9 protein-coding genes are annotated in these 19,370 nt (G+C 33.9%); 8 read left to right on the top strand and 1 reads right to left on the bottom strand.

Annotation, left to right across the window (positions count from 1 at the left end):
* Positions 1-8: 8 nt before the first annotated feature.
* A complete protein-coding gene (locus P7122_RS03845; protein WP_278004461.1) occupies positions 9-821 on the bottom strand; it encodes a glycogen/starch synthase in 813 nt (270 codons plus the stop codon).
* Positions 822-932: 111 nt separating this feature from the next.
* Between P7122_RS03845 and panC the strand changes: the two genes are divergently transcribed.
* The 8 genes from panC (at position 933) to P7122_RS03805 (ending at position 19,362) form a co-directional block, all read left to right on the top strand.
* Positions 933-1,784, top strand: coding sequence for a pantoate--beta-alanine ligase (panC, locus tag P7122_RS03840; protein WP_278004460.1), 852 nt, complete (start codon positions 933-935; stop codon positions 1,782-1,784).
* 13 nt (positions 1,785-1,797) lie between these two features.
* Positions 1,798-2,148: an aspartate 1-decarboxylase gene (gene panD / locus P7122_RS03835; protein WP_278004459.1), complete on the top strand. Its 351-nt coding sequence runs from the start codon at positions 1,798-1,800 to the stop codon at positions 2,146-2,148.
* Between the two features lie 6 nt (positions 2,149-2,154).
* On the top strand, positions 2,155-3,114 hold the full coding sequence (locus tag P7122_RS03830) for a lysylphosphatidylglycerol synthase transmembrane domain-containing protein (RefSeq protein WP_278004458.1): 960 nt from the start codon (positions 2,155-2,157) through the stop codon (positions 3,112-3,114).
* A 44-nt stretch (positions 3,115-3,158) separates the two neighbouring features.
* Positions 3,159-4,304 carry an alpha/beta hydrolase gene (locus P7122_RS03825; protein WP_278004457.1) on the top strand — a complete coding sequence of 382 codons (1,146 nt, stop codon included), beginning with the start codon at positions 3,159-3,161 and terminating at the stop codon, positions 4,302-4,304.
* 13 nt (positions 4,305-4,317) lie between these two features.
* The gene (locus P7122_RS03820; RefSeq protein ID WP_278004456.1) at positions 4,318-5,676 is read left to right on the top strand and encodes an alpha/beta hydrolase-fold protein; all 1,359 of its coding nucleotides are present in this window, start codon (positions 4,318-4,320) and stop codon (positions 5,674-5,676) included.
* A 13-nt stretch (positions 5,677-5,689) separates the two neighbouring features.
* Positions 5,690-7,054, top strand: a complete 1,365-nt coding sequence (radA, locus tag P7122_RS03815; protein WP_278004455.1) for a DNA repair protein RadA — start codon at positions 5,690-5,692, stop codon at positions 7,052-7,054.
* A gap of 214 nt (positions 7,055-7,268) precedes the next feature.
* On the top strand, positions 7,269-13,373 hold the full coding sequence (locus P7122_RS03810; RefSeq protein WP_278004454.1) for a DUF8693 domain-containing protein: 6,105 nt from the start codon (positions 7,269-7,271) through the stop codon (positions 13,371-13,373).
* Between the two features lie 304 nt (positions 13,374-13,677).
* Positions 13,678-19,362 (top strand): DUF8693 domain-containing protein, encoded by a 5,685-nt coding sequence (locus P7122_RS03805; RefSeq protein ID WP_278004453.1) that lies wholly within the window; start codon positions 13,678-13,680, stop codon positions 19,360-19,362.
* The last annotated feature ends 8 nt before the right edge of the window (positions 19,363-19,370 follow it).

Genomic DNA, 19,370 nt, shown 5'->3' with positions numbered 1-19,370 from the left:
AAGTATTATTAACTGTTTAGTACAGCGTCTTTGTAAAATTCTGTGTATGGATCTGCAAATTCTTCAATAGAGTGAAAATCTAAAACAGGTTTTTCTAAATCGTTGATATAGCTATCTAATTCTTCAGGTAATTCTTGAGAACCTCTAATTACCGCATCAGAGTTATCTATAGCAACTTTCATTAAGTTTATATAATCTGGCTTTTCAAGAGGTTTTATAGCGTCTTCTTCTAAGCCATCAAATTTTACTTTGTTTATCATTCCCTTATCTAACGTGCCATCAAAACTTTGATTGTATACAGAGGTAACTATTTTACTTTCTGTAAATAAAGGTTCTGTTTTGTAGAATTCTTTAAGGTATAATGGTAATAGAGAAGCTAACCATCCGTTAACATGGATAATGTCTGGAGCCCAGTTTAATTTTTTAACGGTTTCTATAACACCTTTAGCAAAGAAAATAGCACGTTCGTCATTATCAGGAAACAGTTTGCCATCCTCATCTGTTAAGGTTGCTTTTCTTTTAAAGTATTCTTCATTATCAATAAAGTAAACCTGGATACGCTCTTTTGGGATAGAGGCAACTTTAATGATTAAAGGCATGTCTAAATCATTAATCACTAGGTTGATACCTGAGAGTCTAATAACTTCGTGTAGTTGATGCCTTCTCTCGTTAATATTACCAAAGCGTGGCATAAATATTCGTATTTGTCCTCCTTGTTTGTTTACCATTCTAGGCGCTTCAAATGACATTGAAGAAATCTCTGTTTCTGGTAAATATGGAACTACTTCCGAGGACACATACAATATTCGTTTATCTTTCATAAAATCTTCTGCTTTTGTAAATTAAGAGTAAAAAACATGCAAAATTACAAAAATTTGTGCAGATTGCCAGTAAAATATTATGTTTGCACGCGTTAATTTTTTGTTACTAGAGTGAAAGTTTTTCATAATAAATCTGAATTATCTCAAGTTATTGATGATTTTAAGGTCAAAAACATAACCATTGGCTTTGTCCCAACTATGGGTGCGCTTCATAATGGTCATTTGTCTCTAGTGGAGAAGGCGTTGAGCGAAAACCAATTTGCTGTGGTTAGCGTTTTTGTAAATCCTACCCAATTTGATAATCAAGAAGATTTAGTAAAATATCCAAGAACTTTAGAGGCAGATGTTGCCTTATTAAAGACTGTAAGTAATGATAAAATTGTGGTGTATGCACCTGCAGTAGAGGATATTTATGGTGATGATGTAAAATCGCAATCTTTTAAATTTGATGGCCTTGAAAATGAAATGGAGGGAGCTTTTAGAGACGGACATTTTGACGGAGTAGGCACCATAGTAAAACGATTGTTTGAAATCGTTACACCTAATAAAGCTTATTTTGGCGAGAAGGATTTTCAGCAACTACAAATAATAAAGAAGCTTGTAGAATTGCATGATATGCCAGTAGAAGTTATTGGTTGTCCAATTCATAGAGCAGAAGATGGTTTGGCTATGAGCTCTAGAAATACGAGATTAACAGTAGATCATCGTGAAGCAGCTCCATTTATATACAAGACATTAAAGTCTGCCAAAACTAAGTTTGGCACAAAAAGTGCTAAAAATGTAACGGAATGGGTAGAAGCACAATTTAATAAACAGCCGCTCTTAGAGCTAGAGTATTTTATTATTGCAGATGTAGATACCTTAAAGCCAGTAAAAAGAAAATCAACAAAAAAGACATATAGAGCGTTTATTGCTGTTTATGCTGGTGATATAAGACTTATAGATAATATCGCCTTAAATTAATTATCTTTGCCTCATGCAAATTCAAGTTGTAAAATCTAAGATTCATCGTGTAAAATGTACAGGAGCAGACCTAAATTACATTGGTAGTATAACTATCGATGAAGATTTAATGGATGCTGCAAATATTATACAGGGAGAAAAAGTTCAAATTGTTAATAATAACAATGGTGAGCGTTTAGAAACCTATTGTATTCCTGGACCTAGAAACAGTGGTGAAATTACATTAAATGGTGCAGCAGCACGTAAGGTAGCTGTTGGAGATATTCTAATTTTAATTACTTATGCTTTTATGGATATTGAGGAAGCTAAAGTTTTTAAGCCATCTTTAGTGTTTCCAAATGAAGCTAACAATCTTCTAAAGTAATATTGTTTGAGCAAACTCAAGTCCATCCTAAAAGTTGTGATACCCTTACTCTTAGGTGTGGTTTTGGTGTGGTATTCATTGTCTCAAATATCCATCTCAAAGTTAATTCAGTACTTTAAAGATGCTGATTATTTTTGGATAGTTATTGGTGTAATCTGTGGTGTTTTAAGTCACTTATCCAGAGCATATCGTTGGTTATTTATTGCTGAACCTTTAGGGTATAATCCTAAGTTAGTCAATAGTTTTATGTCAGTGTATTCAGCATACCTTATTAATTTAACGATACCTCGTGCAGGTGAGGTGGCCAGAGCTTCAATTTTAGCCAATTATGAGAACATTCCGTTTGAAAAAGGTTTTGGGACTATCGTTGCCGAGCGTGTGGCAGATACCATTATGCTGTTGTTGGTAGTAGCATTGGCCTTTGTCTTAAAGTTTGAATTTATTTATAGCTTTTTTGCAGGTAAGTTTAATTCTTCAACCTTAATTATAGGAGCTTCTGTGGGAGTTGTATTTGTAGTTTTGCTATATGTTATCATAATTAGAAGTGGTTCTAAAATTGCATTAAAAATTAAAGAGTTTATAGGTGGACTAATAGAGGGTGCCCTTAGTGTCTTCAAGATGAAAAAAAAGTGGCCTTTCATTTTTCATACTATCTTTATTTGGGTAATGTATTTATTGATGTTTTACATTACCACATTTGCATTACCAGAAATAGAACATATACCATTGGCAGCAATTTTAATTGGGTTTATTCTGGCTAGCTTTAGTATTGCAGCAACCAATGGAGGTATAGGCTCTTTTCCAGAGGCAGTTGTTATAGCATTTGGTTTGTTTAGCATAGCAGAAGACCCAAGCAGAGCCTTTGGTTGGATTATGTGGTCTACACAAACACTAATAATCATTATCTTAGGTGGTGTTTCTTTAATCTACTTGCCAATCTACAACAGAAAGAAAGCAGGTATATAGAAATATTTTTTACCTTGCTTTAACTTTAAAGAACACTATTGCAAATGAAGACATTCTTCACAACATTTTTTATGTTTTTTGTTGTGGTAAGCGCATATGCGCAAACCATCCACAAAACCGTAAAATCAGAAAGACTTAACAGTCCTAGAGAAATAAAAATTCAGTTACCTAGAAATTACGATGCCAAAGCTGAGCGTGTTTATCCATTAGTTCTTGTGCTGGATGGAGATTATCTTTTTGAGCCAGTTGCAGGTAATGTAGATTATCAGGCATATTGGGAGGATATACCAGAATGTATAGTAGTAGGTGTTAATCAAGAAATATATAGAACAACGGATTTTGAACACACTGACGAAGGCTTGTTGTCAGAAAATGGTGAAAATTTTTATGCCTTTGTACATGATGAATTAGTGCCTTACATAGAAGGTAATTATAAAGTGTCTGAATTTAAAGTGGTTGTAGGTCATGATGAAAGCGCTAATTTTATAAATTACTTTTTATTAAAAAACAAGAATTCTTTTAGAGCCTATATAAGTTTAAGTCCAGATTTGGTAACTGACATAGCTGATGGTGTTAAGGCTAAATTAACAGAATTACAAGAAGAAACCTTTTATTACCTTGCTACAGGAAGTGAAGATTTTAAAGCAATAAAAGCCGAAGTTATAGAATGTGATGCAAAGCTAAAAACCGTAGAAAACGAAAAGTTAAGTTATACGTTTCATAATTTTGATGATGCTAACCACTACTCTTTAGTGGGAATGGGTATACCGAAGGCGTTAAACGAAATTTTCACCTTATATAAGCCTATAGATGGAAAAGAATATAGAGAAAAAATACTCACCTACGAAGGCTCTCCTTACGATTACCTTGTAGCTAAGTACGATAATATTAAGTTTTTCTATGGGTTTAAAAAACAACTTGTAGAAAACGATATTAGAGCTATTGCTGCGGCTTCTAAGAAAAAAGAAGATTTAACTTCTCTAGAAAATCTAGCGTTATTGGTAAAAGAAGAGTACCCAAAATCTATGTTAAGTGCATATTATATGGGAATGTATTATGAAATAGAAGGAAATCTTAACAAAGCGCTCTTGCAATACAAGTCTGGATTAATGTTAGAGCCGTCTCAGTATATTGATAAAGAAATGATGCTAGATAAGATGTATCAGATTCAAGATGAATTAAAAAACTAAAAACGAAACAGAAATGATTACAATCCTTAAAAATTCTGAAATGTTTTACAGTAAAAAGCAAGACTTCATTTCTTTGAAAAAAACTGTTTTAATGGTGTTTGTGTTGTTGGTTGGATTACCAGCTTTTGCGCAGATAAGCTATAAGGAGATTAACTCATCTAATCTTAATAGTGTTAGAAAATTAAAAATAAAACTGCCTAAAAACTACGATCCATCTTCTGAGATTATGTATCCTTTAATTATTGTTTTTGATGGAGATTATCTATTTGAACCTATTGCAGGTCAAGTAGATTTTCAAACGTATTTTGATGATATGCCAGGATCAATAATTGTTGGAGTAGTGCAAGGCAATGATAGACGATATGATGGGTATTGTGATGAGGTAACGGGTTTGCCAAAAGAATCAGGTTTGCGTTTTCATAATTTTGTAGCTCAGGAGTTAATACCATATTTAGAAGAAAATTATAACCTTAGTAAATTTAAAATTGCAGTTGGTCATGACTTAATGGGTAATTTTATTAATTCTTACCTTTTTAAAGAAGATCCATTATTTAATGCCTATGTGTGTATAAGTCCAGATTTATCAGGTACAGTTAGAGATTATTTAGGTGAGCGATTAGAGTTTTTTAAAGATGATATTTTTTATTACATGGCAACATCAGACAAAGATTTGCCATACATAAGGGAAGCTGTATTAAGTGCCAATGAGCAAATCTCTGCTGTTAATAATCAATTTTTAACCTATTACTTTGATGATTTTGAAAATGATACGCACTACACGTTAGTAAATAGCGCTATAGCAAGATCTTTTGATAAGATTTTTGAAATCTATAAACCGCTTCGCGAGAAAGAATTAGAAGAGAAGGTAATGCCTTATGAAGGTACATTGGACGACTATTTGGTAGAGCGTTACGATAGAATAGAAGATCTTTTTGGTATAGTAAAACCAATTAAAGAAGAAGAATTTGAAAAAATAAGAAAAGCAGCAGAGCAACGCGAAGATTTAGAATCTTTAGAAGCGATAGGTAAGCTTGCTAAAAAATTATATCCAGAATCTGTTTTAGGAAGCCATTATCTGGCCATGCATGCAGAGAAAACGGAAGACACTAAAAAAGCAATAAAGCATTATGAAGATGCTTTAGAACTCGAAGAGACTCCACTTATAACGATGGATTATATAACTTCAAAATTAGAAGAACTTAATGGCACAATTGAGTTATTGGAGTTAGAGAAAGAGATAGAAAAAGAAGAGCGTAAATTAGCTAAGCAAAAAGAAAAAGAAGAAAAAGAGGCAGCTAAAGAAGCTGCAAAAGCAGCAAAAGAAGAGAAAGCTAAAGCCGATAAAGACAATCAAGAAAAAGAGGATAATTAAGTAGAGAGGTTTAATGGCTAAAGTAAAAACAACATTTTTTTGCCAAAATTGTGGTTCGCAATACGCAAAATGGCAAGGACAATGTACATCTTGCAAAGCGTGGAATACAATTGCAGAAGAGGTTATTCAAAAACCAGAAAAGAGCAGTTGGAAAACAGCAACATCAACATCAGCATCTAAGCGTGCATCAAAGCCGCTAAAGATTAATGAGATTGATACAGCGCAAGAGGCAAGGTTAGATATGCAAGATGCAGAGTTTAATCGTGTGTTAGGAGGCGGAATGGTGCAAGGATCCTTAACGCTTTTGGGTGGTGAACCAGGTATAGGAAAAAGTACACTACTCCTTCAGGTGGCATTAAGGCTACCTTATAAAACGCTCTATGTTTCTGGAGAAGAAAGCCAGAAACAAATAAAAATGCGTGCAGAACGCATTAACCCTAAAGAAAATAACTGTTACATTCTTACAGAAACCAAAACTCAGAATATCTTTAAGCAGATTGAAGATGTAGCGCCAGATTTAGTAGTTATAGATTCTATTCAAACCTTGCATAGCGATTATATAGAATCTTCAGCCGGAAGCATTTCGCAAATAAAGGAATGTACTACAGAGCTTATAAAGTTTGCTAAAGAAACAGCAACACCAGTGCTTTTAATAGGGCATATTACCAAGGATGGTCACATTGCTGGTCCTAAGATTTTAGAGCATATGGTAGATACTGTTCTTCAGTTTGAAGGCGATAGAAATCATGTATTTAGAATTTTGAGAGCTCATAAAAATAGGTTTGGTTCAACAAACGAACTTGGTATATATGAAATGCAAGGTTCTGGTTTGAGAGAGGTTTCAAACCCTTCCGAAATTCTAATTTCAGAAAAAGATGGTGAATTGTCTGGTAACGCTGTTGCGGCTACATTAGAGGGTTTAAGGCCTTTAATGATAGAGGTTCAGGCTTTGGTGAGTACTGCGGTTTATGGTACGCCTCAAAGATCTGCAACCGGTTTTAATGCAAAGCGACTTAATATGTTGTTGGCAGTTTTAGAAAAGAGAGCAGGCTTTAGGTTAGGTGCAAAAGATGTCTTTTTAAATATAACTGGAGGTATTACTGTAGATGATCCTGCAATTGATTTGGCTGTAGTGGCTGCAATATTATCTTCTAACGAAGATGTAGCGCTTCCAAGTGATTATTGTTTTGCAGCAGAGGTTGGTTTGTCTGGTGAAATAAGACCAGTACAACGTGTAGAGCAGCGCATTCTAGAGGCAGAGAAGCTTGGGTTTTCCACGATTTTTGTGTCTAAATACAATAAAATTGCTTTAAAAAATACTTTAATCAAAATTCAGTTAATTTCCAAGATTGAAGACGTTGTAAATTTTATTGTCTGATTTACAGTGTTTTATGTTTTATTTTTCTGACACAAAAAGTATTTAATCGGATTAATTGTGCATTTAATCGATAAAAAACATCGTTTTTATTAGATTATTAATTTATTTATTCCTATCATTGCTCCCGTTATTAAAAAGTGTTAATAATTTTTTGTTAATGTAAAGGATAGTTCTGCCCCTCAAAGTCTTATCCTGGACGCTATTATCTTGACCTATGAAAACTTCAAAAGCACCCTTAATTTGTTTTTTGCTGTTGTTTAATGCTTTAGCTTTTTCAAGCTTACACGCACAATACTGTACACCAGTAAATATTAACGACTACAATACCAATTACATTTCTAATGTATCTATAGGAACTATTGATAAAAGTAGTGGTGGGCCTACAGGTTCTTATAACTACTATTCTAGTGTTTCGCCAACAGATATAACCGCGGGCGAAACATTGACAGGAACCGTTAAGGTAAAGCTTGATGGTTGGAATACTGATGCTCACACTGTGGTAGTTTGGCTAAACTTCAATGAAGAAGATGATGATTTTGAAGATAGTGGAGAGCGTTTTTTGTTTCCTTTTCAAGATACTAACAATACAGGAGGAAAGAAAAATATAACAGTGCCTATAAGCATTCCTATTCCTTCAAATGTTCAAAACGGTTTGGCAAGAATGCGTGTTGGTATGATAACAGGAACAGGGACATCATTTACTTCTTGTGATTATAACTGGCAAGCTGGAGAGGTAGAAGATTACAATGTTAATTTTGTTTCTGGTAGTGGGTCTTCAGAGGATACAGCACCTATGTTTTGTGAGCCAGCGAATCTAAATGGCTACAATACACTATATATTTCTAATGTTTCTCTAGCTGGAATTAACAATAATAGTTCTGGTTCAACAGGAGGATATACATATTATTCAGGTATTTCAGCTGCAGACATAACAACAGGTGAAACTTTAACAGGTACTGTAGATGTTACCTTAAACGGATGGAATACAGATGTTAATACAGTGGCAGTTTGGTTAAATTTTAATGAGAGTTCTGATAATGATTTTGAAGATGCGGGCGAAAGGTTCTTGTTCACGTTCCAGCATTCAAATAGTATAGGAGGAAATAAAACGGTTACAGTACCAGTTAGTATTCCAATACCTAGTAATGCTGATGAGGTGTTGTCAAAAATACGTGTTGCCGTAAAAGGGGATAATGACCCTAATTTTACATCATGTGATTTTCAATGGGTAAATGGTGAAGTAGAGGATTATCTTATAAATATTGTTGACGGAAATCCTGAAAGTACAGACTTGGATACTGATAATGATGGAATCCTAGATGTAGATGAAGGAGCCTCATGTAATGAGATTACGCAAAGTCTGTCTTATGAGTTTTATGATATTAATGTAGCACCAAGTGTAGATAATATTCCAACAACAGGAGCTACAGCAACAGGTAGTGTGTCTGAGATAGATGTAGATGCACTTTGGTCTTCAATTACACCTGGTGATCATGAAAATTTTGCAATCAGATACAGTGGTTTTATTACTATTGATACAGAAGAAACATATACTTTTTATACGAGTTCTGATGATGGTTCTAAATTATTTATAGATGGCAATCAGGTTGTTGATAATGATGGAGATCATTCTATGCAAGAAATATCAGGAAATATTGAGTTATCTCCTGGTGTATATCCAATAACTATTTTATTCTATGAAAGAACTGGTGGTGAGGATCTAACTGTTTCATACTCAAGTTCAACTATTTCTAAAACATTAATACCATTTTCTGTGTTGTCTGAAAACGGTTGTACAGATACGGATAACGATGGAATTCCAAATTACTTAGATTTAGATTCGGACAACGATGGAATCTACGATGTCGACGAAGCTGGTAATGGAAGTTTGGATACTAATAATGATGGAATGATTGATAGTAACGATGCTTCATTTAGTGATAATAATAATAACGGAGTAGATGATACAGCAGAAGCTACAACACCTATTGATACTTCTGGAAATGGTGTGTTCGATTATGTTAATATTGATAGTGATGGTGATGGCTGTTACGATGTAATAGAGGCTGGTCATACAGATAGTAATGCAGACGGACAAGTAGATGGCACAGGTGTTGATGCTAATGGTTTAGTTACAGGAGCTGCAACATCTTATACAGGTACAAATACCAACGTTACTACAGCGGTAGAAGTTACTGTAAATGCTACAGATTTAGAAGATCAATTGGTTGTGGTTGGTGAAAGCACAAGCTTTACTATAACAAGTGCAATAGCAAAAAGTACAACAACATATACCACAAATGGTGAACCAGACTATTCAAGTAATTATGCAGATGAAAATGCAGGTTTGGTTTATCAATGGCAATTAAATGGTGCAAACTTGTCAAATGGTGGTGTTTACTCGGGTGTTACGTCTGCTAGTTTAAATATTTCGGATGTTACTGGATTGGATGGTAGTGTTTATACTTTAGTGGTAACACATGCTAATAATTCATGTATTCAAATTGAAAACAGCGCTACCCTTCATTTAGATTCCGACACGGATGGAGATGGTGTTGGAGATGCTTCAGATTTAGATATTGATAATGATGGTATATTAAATGTAGATGAAGGAGCTGGATGTAATCAAGTAACCCAAAGTCTATCATATGAGTTTTATGATATTAACGTTGTGCCAAGTGTAGATAATATTCCAACTTCAGGTGCTACAGCAACAGGTAGTGTATCTGAAATCGATGTTGATGCTCTTTGGCAGATGATAACACCTGAAGATGATAATACTTTTGCCATTAGGTATACTGGATTTATTAATATAAGTACAACAGAGACATATACGTTTTACACCACTTCTGATGATGGTTCTAAATTATTTATTAATGGAGAAGAAGTAGTGGACAACGATGGAGATCATTCTTCACAAGAAAGGTTTGGAACTATTGATTTAACTCCTGGTTATCATTCAATTACTATATTGTTTTATGAGAATGGTGGTTATGAGTCTTTAAGTGTGTCATATTCTAGCTCAACTATTTCTAAAACATTACTTCCTTTTTCTGTATTAACGGAATACAATTGCACAGATACAGACAATGATGGTGTAGCAGATATTTATGATTTAGACAATGATAATGATGGTATTCCGAATGTAGTTGAATTAGGACTTATTGATGATAATTTAGACGGAACCGTATATGGTGATTCTACAAACCCATGGTCAGATACTAATCAGAATGGTGTGCATGATGCTTATGAGAATGTAACTCCTGTTGATTCTGATGGAGATGGTGTTCCGGATTATATGGATCTAGATAGTGATAATGATGGTATTTTTGATAGCGTAGAGTATGATGGTTTAGGAGATATTGATGTTAATGGAGACGGTGTAGGTGATGGTAGAGATTACAATGATCCTTCTGCAGGTACAATAGATAGCAATCAAGATGGAGATGGAATACTTCATTTGTTAGATAATAATACAGGTAGTCATGGAACTTTAAGCTATTCAACACCTTTAGATACAGATGGAGATGGTATACCAGATTACTTAGACTTATTTAGTAATGACTCAACAAATGATATTGCTAATGGAAGTGATATTGGTAACACAATTTATGCACATCTAGATACTAATAATGATGGATTTGTTAGTGGATCTGCAGATACAGATGGAGATGGTATTGTAGATGATTTTGATACGGATAATTCTGTTTTTGGGTCACCAAGAGATATAGAAAATGGCTCTTACAGTTTGCTTTTTGATGGTAGAAACGATTACATAGAAGAAACGTCTAATGTTGTAGAAGGTTTAACTAAAGTAACGCAAATGGCTTGGGTTAAGATAGATCAAGATTTTAATTCTACAGGTGCAATTATGGGACAGAAAAACTTTAGGGTTTTTGTGAATTCTTCTAGGAAAGTTAGACTAAAAATGTTTGGTAATGCTCAAGCTCAAGCACCATCTTCTGCAAAACTTGAGTATAATAAATGGGCACACGTCACTGCGGTTTATGATGGTGGGGCTTCAGAGGAAAACCTAAAAATATATATCAACGGAGAAAAAGTAGCTTCGGGTAATAATGCTTCTGGAAGCATACCTTATTCAGATGATTTAATTTACAGAATTGGAAGAAAACCTTTTGATACTGGTGGACAAAATTATTTTAAAGGGCAAATAGATGAGGTTAGAGTTTTTAATACCAGTTTGTCGGAAGAAGAGATTCAGAAGATTGTTTATCAGGAATTAGATGAAAACTATAACTTCAACAGAGGAAAAATAATACCTAAGGACATCTCAGAGAATAATATTGGAAACAATCTAATTCGATATTATAAAATGGATACTTTTAAAGATGATATTCTAGATAATAAAGTAACGCCTGCTGTAGATGTAAATCCAGGAGCAGTTATATATAATGTTAAGAATTTGTGCTATCAATCAGCACCATTACCTTACAAATCTACTCAAGATGGAGATTGGGCAGCTGCCAGTACTTGGGGACATGGAGATGTTAATGATATTACAGATGTAGATAATGTAAAAGGCTGGAGTATTGTAGAGATTGATAGTGAGGTTACATTATCAACATCTTATTCGGGCTCTGGTTTAATTATTAATACAGATGGAGTTTTAAAAGTTGAAGGTAGTAATGCTGTGAATAATAATTGGTTTTTAGGGCTTTACGGAACTTTAGATCTAAAAGAAGATTCGCAATTAATTCAGAACATTAAGAGTGATTTGGTAACGTCTGCTACCGGAAAGCTTAAAAGAAGACAAGAAGGTACTGGCAGTGTTTACTGGTATAATTACTGGTCATCGCCTGTAGGTCTTACATCAGTATCGGCTTTAACGGACAACAATTCTTCTGCAAATAACGATAACAATACAAACTTTAACACCGGAATGTTAAAGCAGCCAGACGGAAGTGATTTTCAATTTACCAATAGTTATAACCAAACAGGTAAAATTAGTACCTATTGGATGTATACCTACAAAAATGGTGTTACGTATTATGATTGGGCTAGCCTTAATGCATCAAGTCCTATAGAGCCTGGTATAGGTTATACTCAAAAAGGAACAGGTGTTGGGTCAGAGCAACAATACATATTTCAAGGAAAACCAAATAATGGAACTATAGTAGTACCTGTAATTGATGCAGGTGGAGATGGTTCTGTGCCAGCAGTTTCAAAAACAGATTTTTTATTGGGTAACCCATATCCATCGGCTTTAGATATTCATAAATTTATAGATGATAATGTTGGTATTATAGATGGTACTATAATGCTTTGGCAGCAGTGGAGTGGGAGTTCTCATAATTTAAGTGACTACAATGGAGGTTATGCTCAAGTAAATAAAACAGGCGGAATTAGAGCTTACCAGTTTGTGGGTATAGAAGGAGATACAAATGGAAATCAAGATGGTACAAAAGTGCCAACAAGATATTTGCCGGTAGGTCAAGGATTTACTGTAGAGATTATAGCAAGCGGAAACGTTGTTTTTAATAATAGTCAGCGTTTGTTTATTAAAGAAGAAGACGCAAATGGTTCTTACAACTCAGGTTCTGTATTCTTTAGAGGAAACCCAAATTCTGAAGCATCTGAAGAACAAAACTCTTCATATTCTGAAGAAAATGTTATGCAAAAGATTCGTTTAGAATTCAATTCTGTTGACGGACCGCAAACAAGAAGAGAATTACTTTTAGGATTTAGTGACGAAACTTCAGATGAGTTTGATTATGGTTACGAAGCTAAAAATACTTCACCTGGAAGTGATGATCTTAATCTAATAATGGGAGATGATGTGTATTCTATTCAGGCATATAGTAATATCACTTCTGATAAGGTGGTTCCATTAGCATTAAAATCTTCTGGAAATCACAACTATACAATTAAGATTACAGATACTGAGTATGTTTCAGAAGATCAGGATATTTACCTTAGAGATAATTTAATGGATATTTATCATAACTTAAGAGAAGATGGACCTTATCAGTTTTTATCAGAATCTGGCGAGTTTAATGATAGGTTAGAAATTGTTTTTCAAGATGATTCAGAAACTCTGTCTGTAAATGATTCAGATATAGAAAGCATATCATTATATTACGCAATGGCCAGAAACAAGATTGTTGTAATGAACCCTAAAAACGAGGATATTAAAAGTATTGAGGTTATTAATATGTTAGGGCAATCAGTGTACAAAACACAAGGTTATGCAGGATCTTATAATGAGTATACATTGCAAAACTTAAGTACAGGAGCTTATGTTATAAATTTAGTTACTGCTACCAATGCTTCAATAAGTAAGAAGATAGTAGTAAAATAAAGAAGTATAGTTTTTTAAACTTTCCTAAAAAAAAAGGTTGTGCTAGTATTTGTAGTACAGCCTTTTTTTTTGTTTATGTCTGTTTGGGTGTTGTTTTTGTGTTTGTTTTCAGTGAGTTACAGCGTCTTTTTTTGATATATTGTTAAAAAAAAGCCTTTTTTATTGCTTTTTTTTTAAACAAAAAAACAATATTGCATTTTATCGATAAAAATGCACATTTAGTCGTAATTATTATTGATTTTCAGTAGGTTATTGATGTGTCAAAAGCTATATTTGGCTCAACCAATCGTAAATACGCCTACTTATGAAAAAAATTACTTTTAAGTTAGCTTGCATAATTATTGTTCTTTTTTTTGGATTTAAAATGTCTGCTCAGTGTGTGCCTTCTGGTATGGTAGACTGGAATAATTTTGGTATAAGTAATTTTACAATTACTGGCGATGCAGCTTCTACTATAAATAATAATAGTATTGCTGAAGGGCAATATTCAGATCATACTTCTTTGTCTGTTAATGTTACAGCAGGTAATACGTATTCGTTTTCTGCAACTAATACGAAAGACACTTGGGGTGATCTCAAAATGCGATTTTGGATAGACTATGATGGTACAGGAAATTATGTGCAGGTTTATGATTCTGGTGGATATGTAAATAATGGCAACTCTTCTCAAACTTTTTCAGGAAATATAACGATAGATATCGGAGCTTTAACAGGCTCGTCGGTCTTAAGAATTGCTGCTTCATACTGTTCTAGTTGTGGTGGTAATGAAGGAGTAATGTCTACAGATGCTTGTAACTTTCACTACAGAGCAGAAGTCGAAGATTATACACTTAATATTACAGGCGCAACATTGGTAGATCCTTTGGCTAGAGATAATTCTTTAGCTGTTTTAAAAGATAGTACATCTGGAGTTTCTAATCAGATAGATGTAAGTAGTAATGATAATATCGGTACTTCAGACGGAACAGATGGTGATGACTATGCTATAAATGTTGGTCCAACCAATGGAACTGTTACAGAAGTGTCGGATGGTGTGTTTGAGTATATTCCAAATACAGGATTTATAGGAACGGATAGTTTTACGTACAACCTATGCGATGCTAATAATGATTGTGATACAGCGACAGTTAGCATCGTTGTTAATTTAGGACATTGTGAACCAACAAGTAATTCAGGAGGTTCTCATTACATAACAAATTTTACTTTAGTTGGTGATACCAATACTATAAACAATACATCGGGAGATGATGGTGGCTATGCAAGTTATTTAGATTCTAGCTATGGCTATGCAGATTTAACAAGAAATAACACTTATACAGCTTCAATTTCAACTGTTGGAAGTAATGTAGGTTGGTCAGTTTATATAGACTTAAATCAAGATGGTGATTTTGTAGATGCTGGCGAGCTTATTGGAGATACTAATGGAGAGGGTACAGGGAATTTAAATATTACTATTCCTGCGACATCAGCTTTAGGTGAAACAGTTTTAAGAGTTGGTGCCAGAAGATATTGGTCTTCTAATGTACCATGTGGAAATTCCGATGGACAACCTGAAGAATTTGAAGACTATAAGGTTGAAATAATTAATCATATCACCACTCAAGATATTCAGGTTTTAGGTAATGATAATTTTATCTTTGACGGTGATACTTCTACCTCAACAGATAATCATACGTATTATGGTATATATGATATTAATTCAGGAGCTTTAAACAGATCTTTTGAAATAAGAAATGATGGTGTAGTAGATCTTACTTTAACGTCTCCATATGTTTCTATAACTGGGAGTGCTGATTTTTCAATTACTACTTTTCCTACCGATTTTACTTTAGCGCCAGGTGAGTCAGACACTTTTGGTGTTTCTTTTAACCCATCCTCAATAGGTGTAATTTCTGCCACGTTGAGTGTTCATTCAGATGACCCAGAAGAAAACCCTTATGTCTTTGTTGTAGAAGGAGAGGGTGCGCAAACGTTTCCAGATACAGATGGTGATGGAGTGTCTGATAATGTAGATATAGATGATGATAATGATGGCTTAACCGATGAAGAAGAAACACTTTCTTGTACAAGTTATCCTTTTGCATCAACTACGGATTTAGTGTTTCTTAATGAAACTTTTGGTGCTGGGCAAAACCGAGTTATGATTAATGGTAATTATGCAGGTGTTACAACAAGTTATTGTTATGAAGATGGTACAGGATCATGTCCTGCTACATATAATCCTACAAGTGTTAATGATGGAGATTATACAGTACATTATACCATTACAAATGATGATGATGTTGCAGATGATATAGATACAGATATTTCTCAATGGGCCGAAGATTATTGGTACGCTGGAGAAGATCATACTCCAGGAGATACTTATGGTAGAATGGCAATTTTTAATGCTACAGAAGAGCCAGGTGTTTTTTATAACCAGTTTATTTCTGGTGCTGTTGCAAATGTGCCAATTCAGTTTGGGTTTTATGCTATAAATATAGATAGAGACGATATAGATAGCTCAGAACTGGCAACAAGAGAGCGTCCAGAGGTAATAATTACTATTTACGATCCTAATGGTAATGTTATTGCTTCAGAAACATCTGGTTTAATAGAGCCAACAAGTCCAGCAGGAGATTGGGTAGAGGTTAGTGCGAGTTTTACAACTTCTTATACTCAATTTACGGTTGAGTTAAGTAATGCTAATCTAGGTGGTTTAGGTAATGATTTGGCAATAGATGATGTTTTTGTAAAGCAAACATTATGCGACTTAGATGGTGATGGTGTTGCAGATATCATAGATTTAGATAATGATAACGACGGGATTCCTAATGTTGTAGAGCTTGGTTTAATAGATGATAACTATGATGCAACAGTATATAATGATACTACAAATCCTTGGGTAGATGCAAATGGAAATGGTTTGCATGATGCTTATGAAGGTCTTGTGCCAAGGGATAGTGATGGAGATGGAGTGCCAGATTATTTGGATCTAGATAGTGATAATGATGGTATCTATGATAATGTAGAGTATAATGGTTTGGGTGATGTAGATATCTCCGGAGATGGATTGGGAGAAGGCTCAGACTATGAGGATAATTCCAATAAAATAGACGATAATGATTTTGATGGTGATGGAATATTATCGTTAATGGATGATAATGATGATGATTCTGACACAGCATCAACCACAGATCATGGTACATTTAGTTATCCAGACCCTTTAGATACAGATGGAGATGGAGTGCCAGATTATTTAGATATAGATAGTAATGATGCAAGTAACAATCCTAGTGATGGTAGCGATATAGATACAACAATCTATGTTCATTTAGATGCAAATGGTGATGGTATTATTGATGGTACTACAGACTCTGATAAAGATGGACTTTTAGATAGTTTTGATACTAATGATAGTGCTTATGGCTCACCAAGAGATTTAGATGATTCATACTCATTATATTTTGATGGAAGAAATGACTACGTCGAAGATGGTAATGTATTAACTTCAGGTGATGCTTCTTTAATGGTATGGATAAAAACAGATGGAAGTAATCATGCAAGTACAAACGGTATTATAGCTGGTCAGTCCAATTTTTACTTACAACTTAATCATTCCGATAATTCTATAACACTAATGTTAGATGGTAGCGCAGTGATTACCTCTACAGATCTTGTTGTAGATGGTGTATGGACTCATGTATCGGCAACAACAAACTCAGATAGTACGGCATTGTATATTAACGGTGTAAAACAAGATGGAGCTTTGAGTAATGGAGGTGTTTCTGCTGATATTTCAAATTTCACAATAGGTAAACAATCTGGTGTAGATACTAACTATTTTAAAGGAGAAATAGACGAGGTAAGAGTTTTTAATGTTGCGCTTACACAAGAGGAGCAACAAGCTACTATATATCAAGAACTAGATGAAAATTTTAGTTTTAATCAAGGAAAAATCATTCCAAAAAATATATCAGAAAATTCTATAGGAACTAACTTATTAAAGTACTATAAGATGGATGGATATAAAGACGATGTAACGGATAATAAAGTAACGCTAAGTTTAGACCAAGGAACAGGAGCTAAGCTATATAATATTAAGAATATTTATTATCAAACAGCTCCATTACCATATGTAACCAATACTGATGGACCATGGACAACAGAAGCTACATGGTTGCATGGTAATGTTTGGGATATTGAAGATGTACAGACTAATAAAGACTGGAGTATTGTACATATAAAAAATAATGTAACATCGAATGCCTCTCATACCAATTTAGGGTTTTTAATTGATGAAAATCAGATGTTCACTGTTTTGGGTGATAATAAAATTGAAAACAATTGGTATCTAGAGCTTAATGGTGCTTTAGATTTAAAAGATGATTCACAATTAGTGCAAACCAATAAAAGTGATTTAGTAACATCTTCATCAGGAAAAATATTAAGAAGGCAAGAAGGAAACAGTAGTTTTTATAGGTACAACTATTGGTCGTCTCCAGTAGGAAGTTTATCTGCAACAACAATAACAGATAATAATACAACTTCAAATAATGCAAATAATACAAGTTTTAGCCTTTCTATGATAAAGGATCAAAATGGAGATGATTTTGAGTTTACTAATGCTTATCACGAAGAAGGAAAAATCAGTACTTATTGGTTATTTACATTTATTAATGCCGTTACATATTCTAACTGGGTTTTAATAGATATTTACGATCAAATAAATTCAGGAGTAGGTTATACATCCAAAGGTGTTGGTGTAGGTTCAGAACAACAATACTTATTTGAAGGAAAGCCAAATAACGGAACCATTGTAATACCTGTTTTAGATACAGGAGGAGCTGGCTCAGAACCAGCAGATACAAAAACAGATTATTTGCTAGGTAATCCATATCCATCTGCTATAGATATTCATAAGTTTATAGATGATAATGAAGGTACAATAGATGGTACAATTCAATTGTGGCAACAGTGGAGTGGTTCTTCTCATGTTTTAAATCAATATAATGGAGGATATGCTCAAGTCAATAAAACAGGCTCGATTAGAGCATATCAGTTTGTTGGAATAGAAGGTGGTAATAACGGTAATCAGGATGGTACAAAAATTCCAACAAGATACTTACCAGTATCACAGGGTTTTATAGTGGAGATTTTAGAGGATGGTAATGTTGTGTTTAATAATGGTCAACGTGTTTTTGTAAAAGAAATTGATGCGGATGGATCTTATGATAATGGTTCTGTATTTTTTAGAGGAGCTGTAGATTCTCAAAATTCAACAGAGTCAGATGAGGTATCGGCAGAAACTGAAGAAGAAATAATGCAAAGAATTCGCTTAGAATTTAATTCTGTGGATGGACCTCAAACAAAAAGAGAATTACTACTAGGATTTAGCAATCAAACTTCAGATGAATTTGATTATGGGTTTGAAGCAAAAAATCTAGAGTCTAATAATGATGATCTTAGTTTGTTAATGGGTGAAGACAAATATACAATTCAGGCATATAGCAATATAACAGATGATAAGGTTGTGCCATTGGCATTGCAAGCATCTGGTGAATATAATTATACTGTAAGCTTAACAGATACAGATTATATTTCCGAAGATCAAAAAATTTACCTCAGAGATAATTTAACAAATACATATCACAATCTTAGAGAGGGTGCATATCAGTTTTTATCTCAGGGTGGTGAGTTTAATGATAGATTAGAAATTGTTTTTCAAACAGAGGAAGATGCTTTATCTGTTTCAGAAAATCTGGAAGAAAATTTACAGATTTACTATGCTATGGGAAGAAACAAAATAGTAGTTTTAAACCCAGAAAAGGAAAACATAGAAAGTGTGAAAATGATAAATATGCTTGGTCAAGAGCTACCTGTAGCAAATCAAGTTTATCATGAAACTTATAGTGAATATAGATTAAACAACATTTCGGCAGGTGCATATGTTGTGGTGTTGTCTGTTAAAAACAAAGGTGTTGTTACCAAAAAAATAATTATTAATTAATCGCATTC

It is taken from the genome of Winogradskyella marincola (assembly GCF_029624125.1).
In the GTDB taxonomy this organism is placed as follows: domain Bacteria; phylum Bacteroidota; class Bacteroidia; order Flavobacteriales; family Flavobacteriaceae; genus Winogradskyella; species Winogradskyella marincola.
Note: the sequence above shows the minus strand (reverse complement) of the source record. Positions and strands in the feature narration are given on the sequence as shown.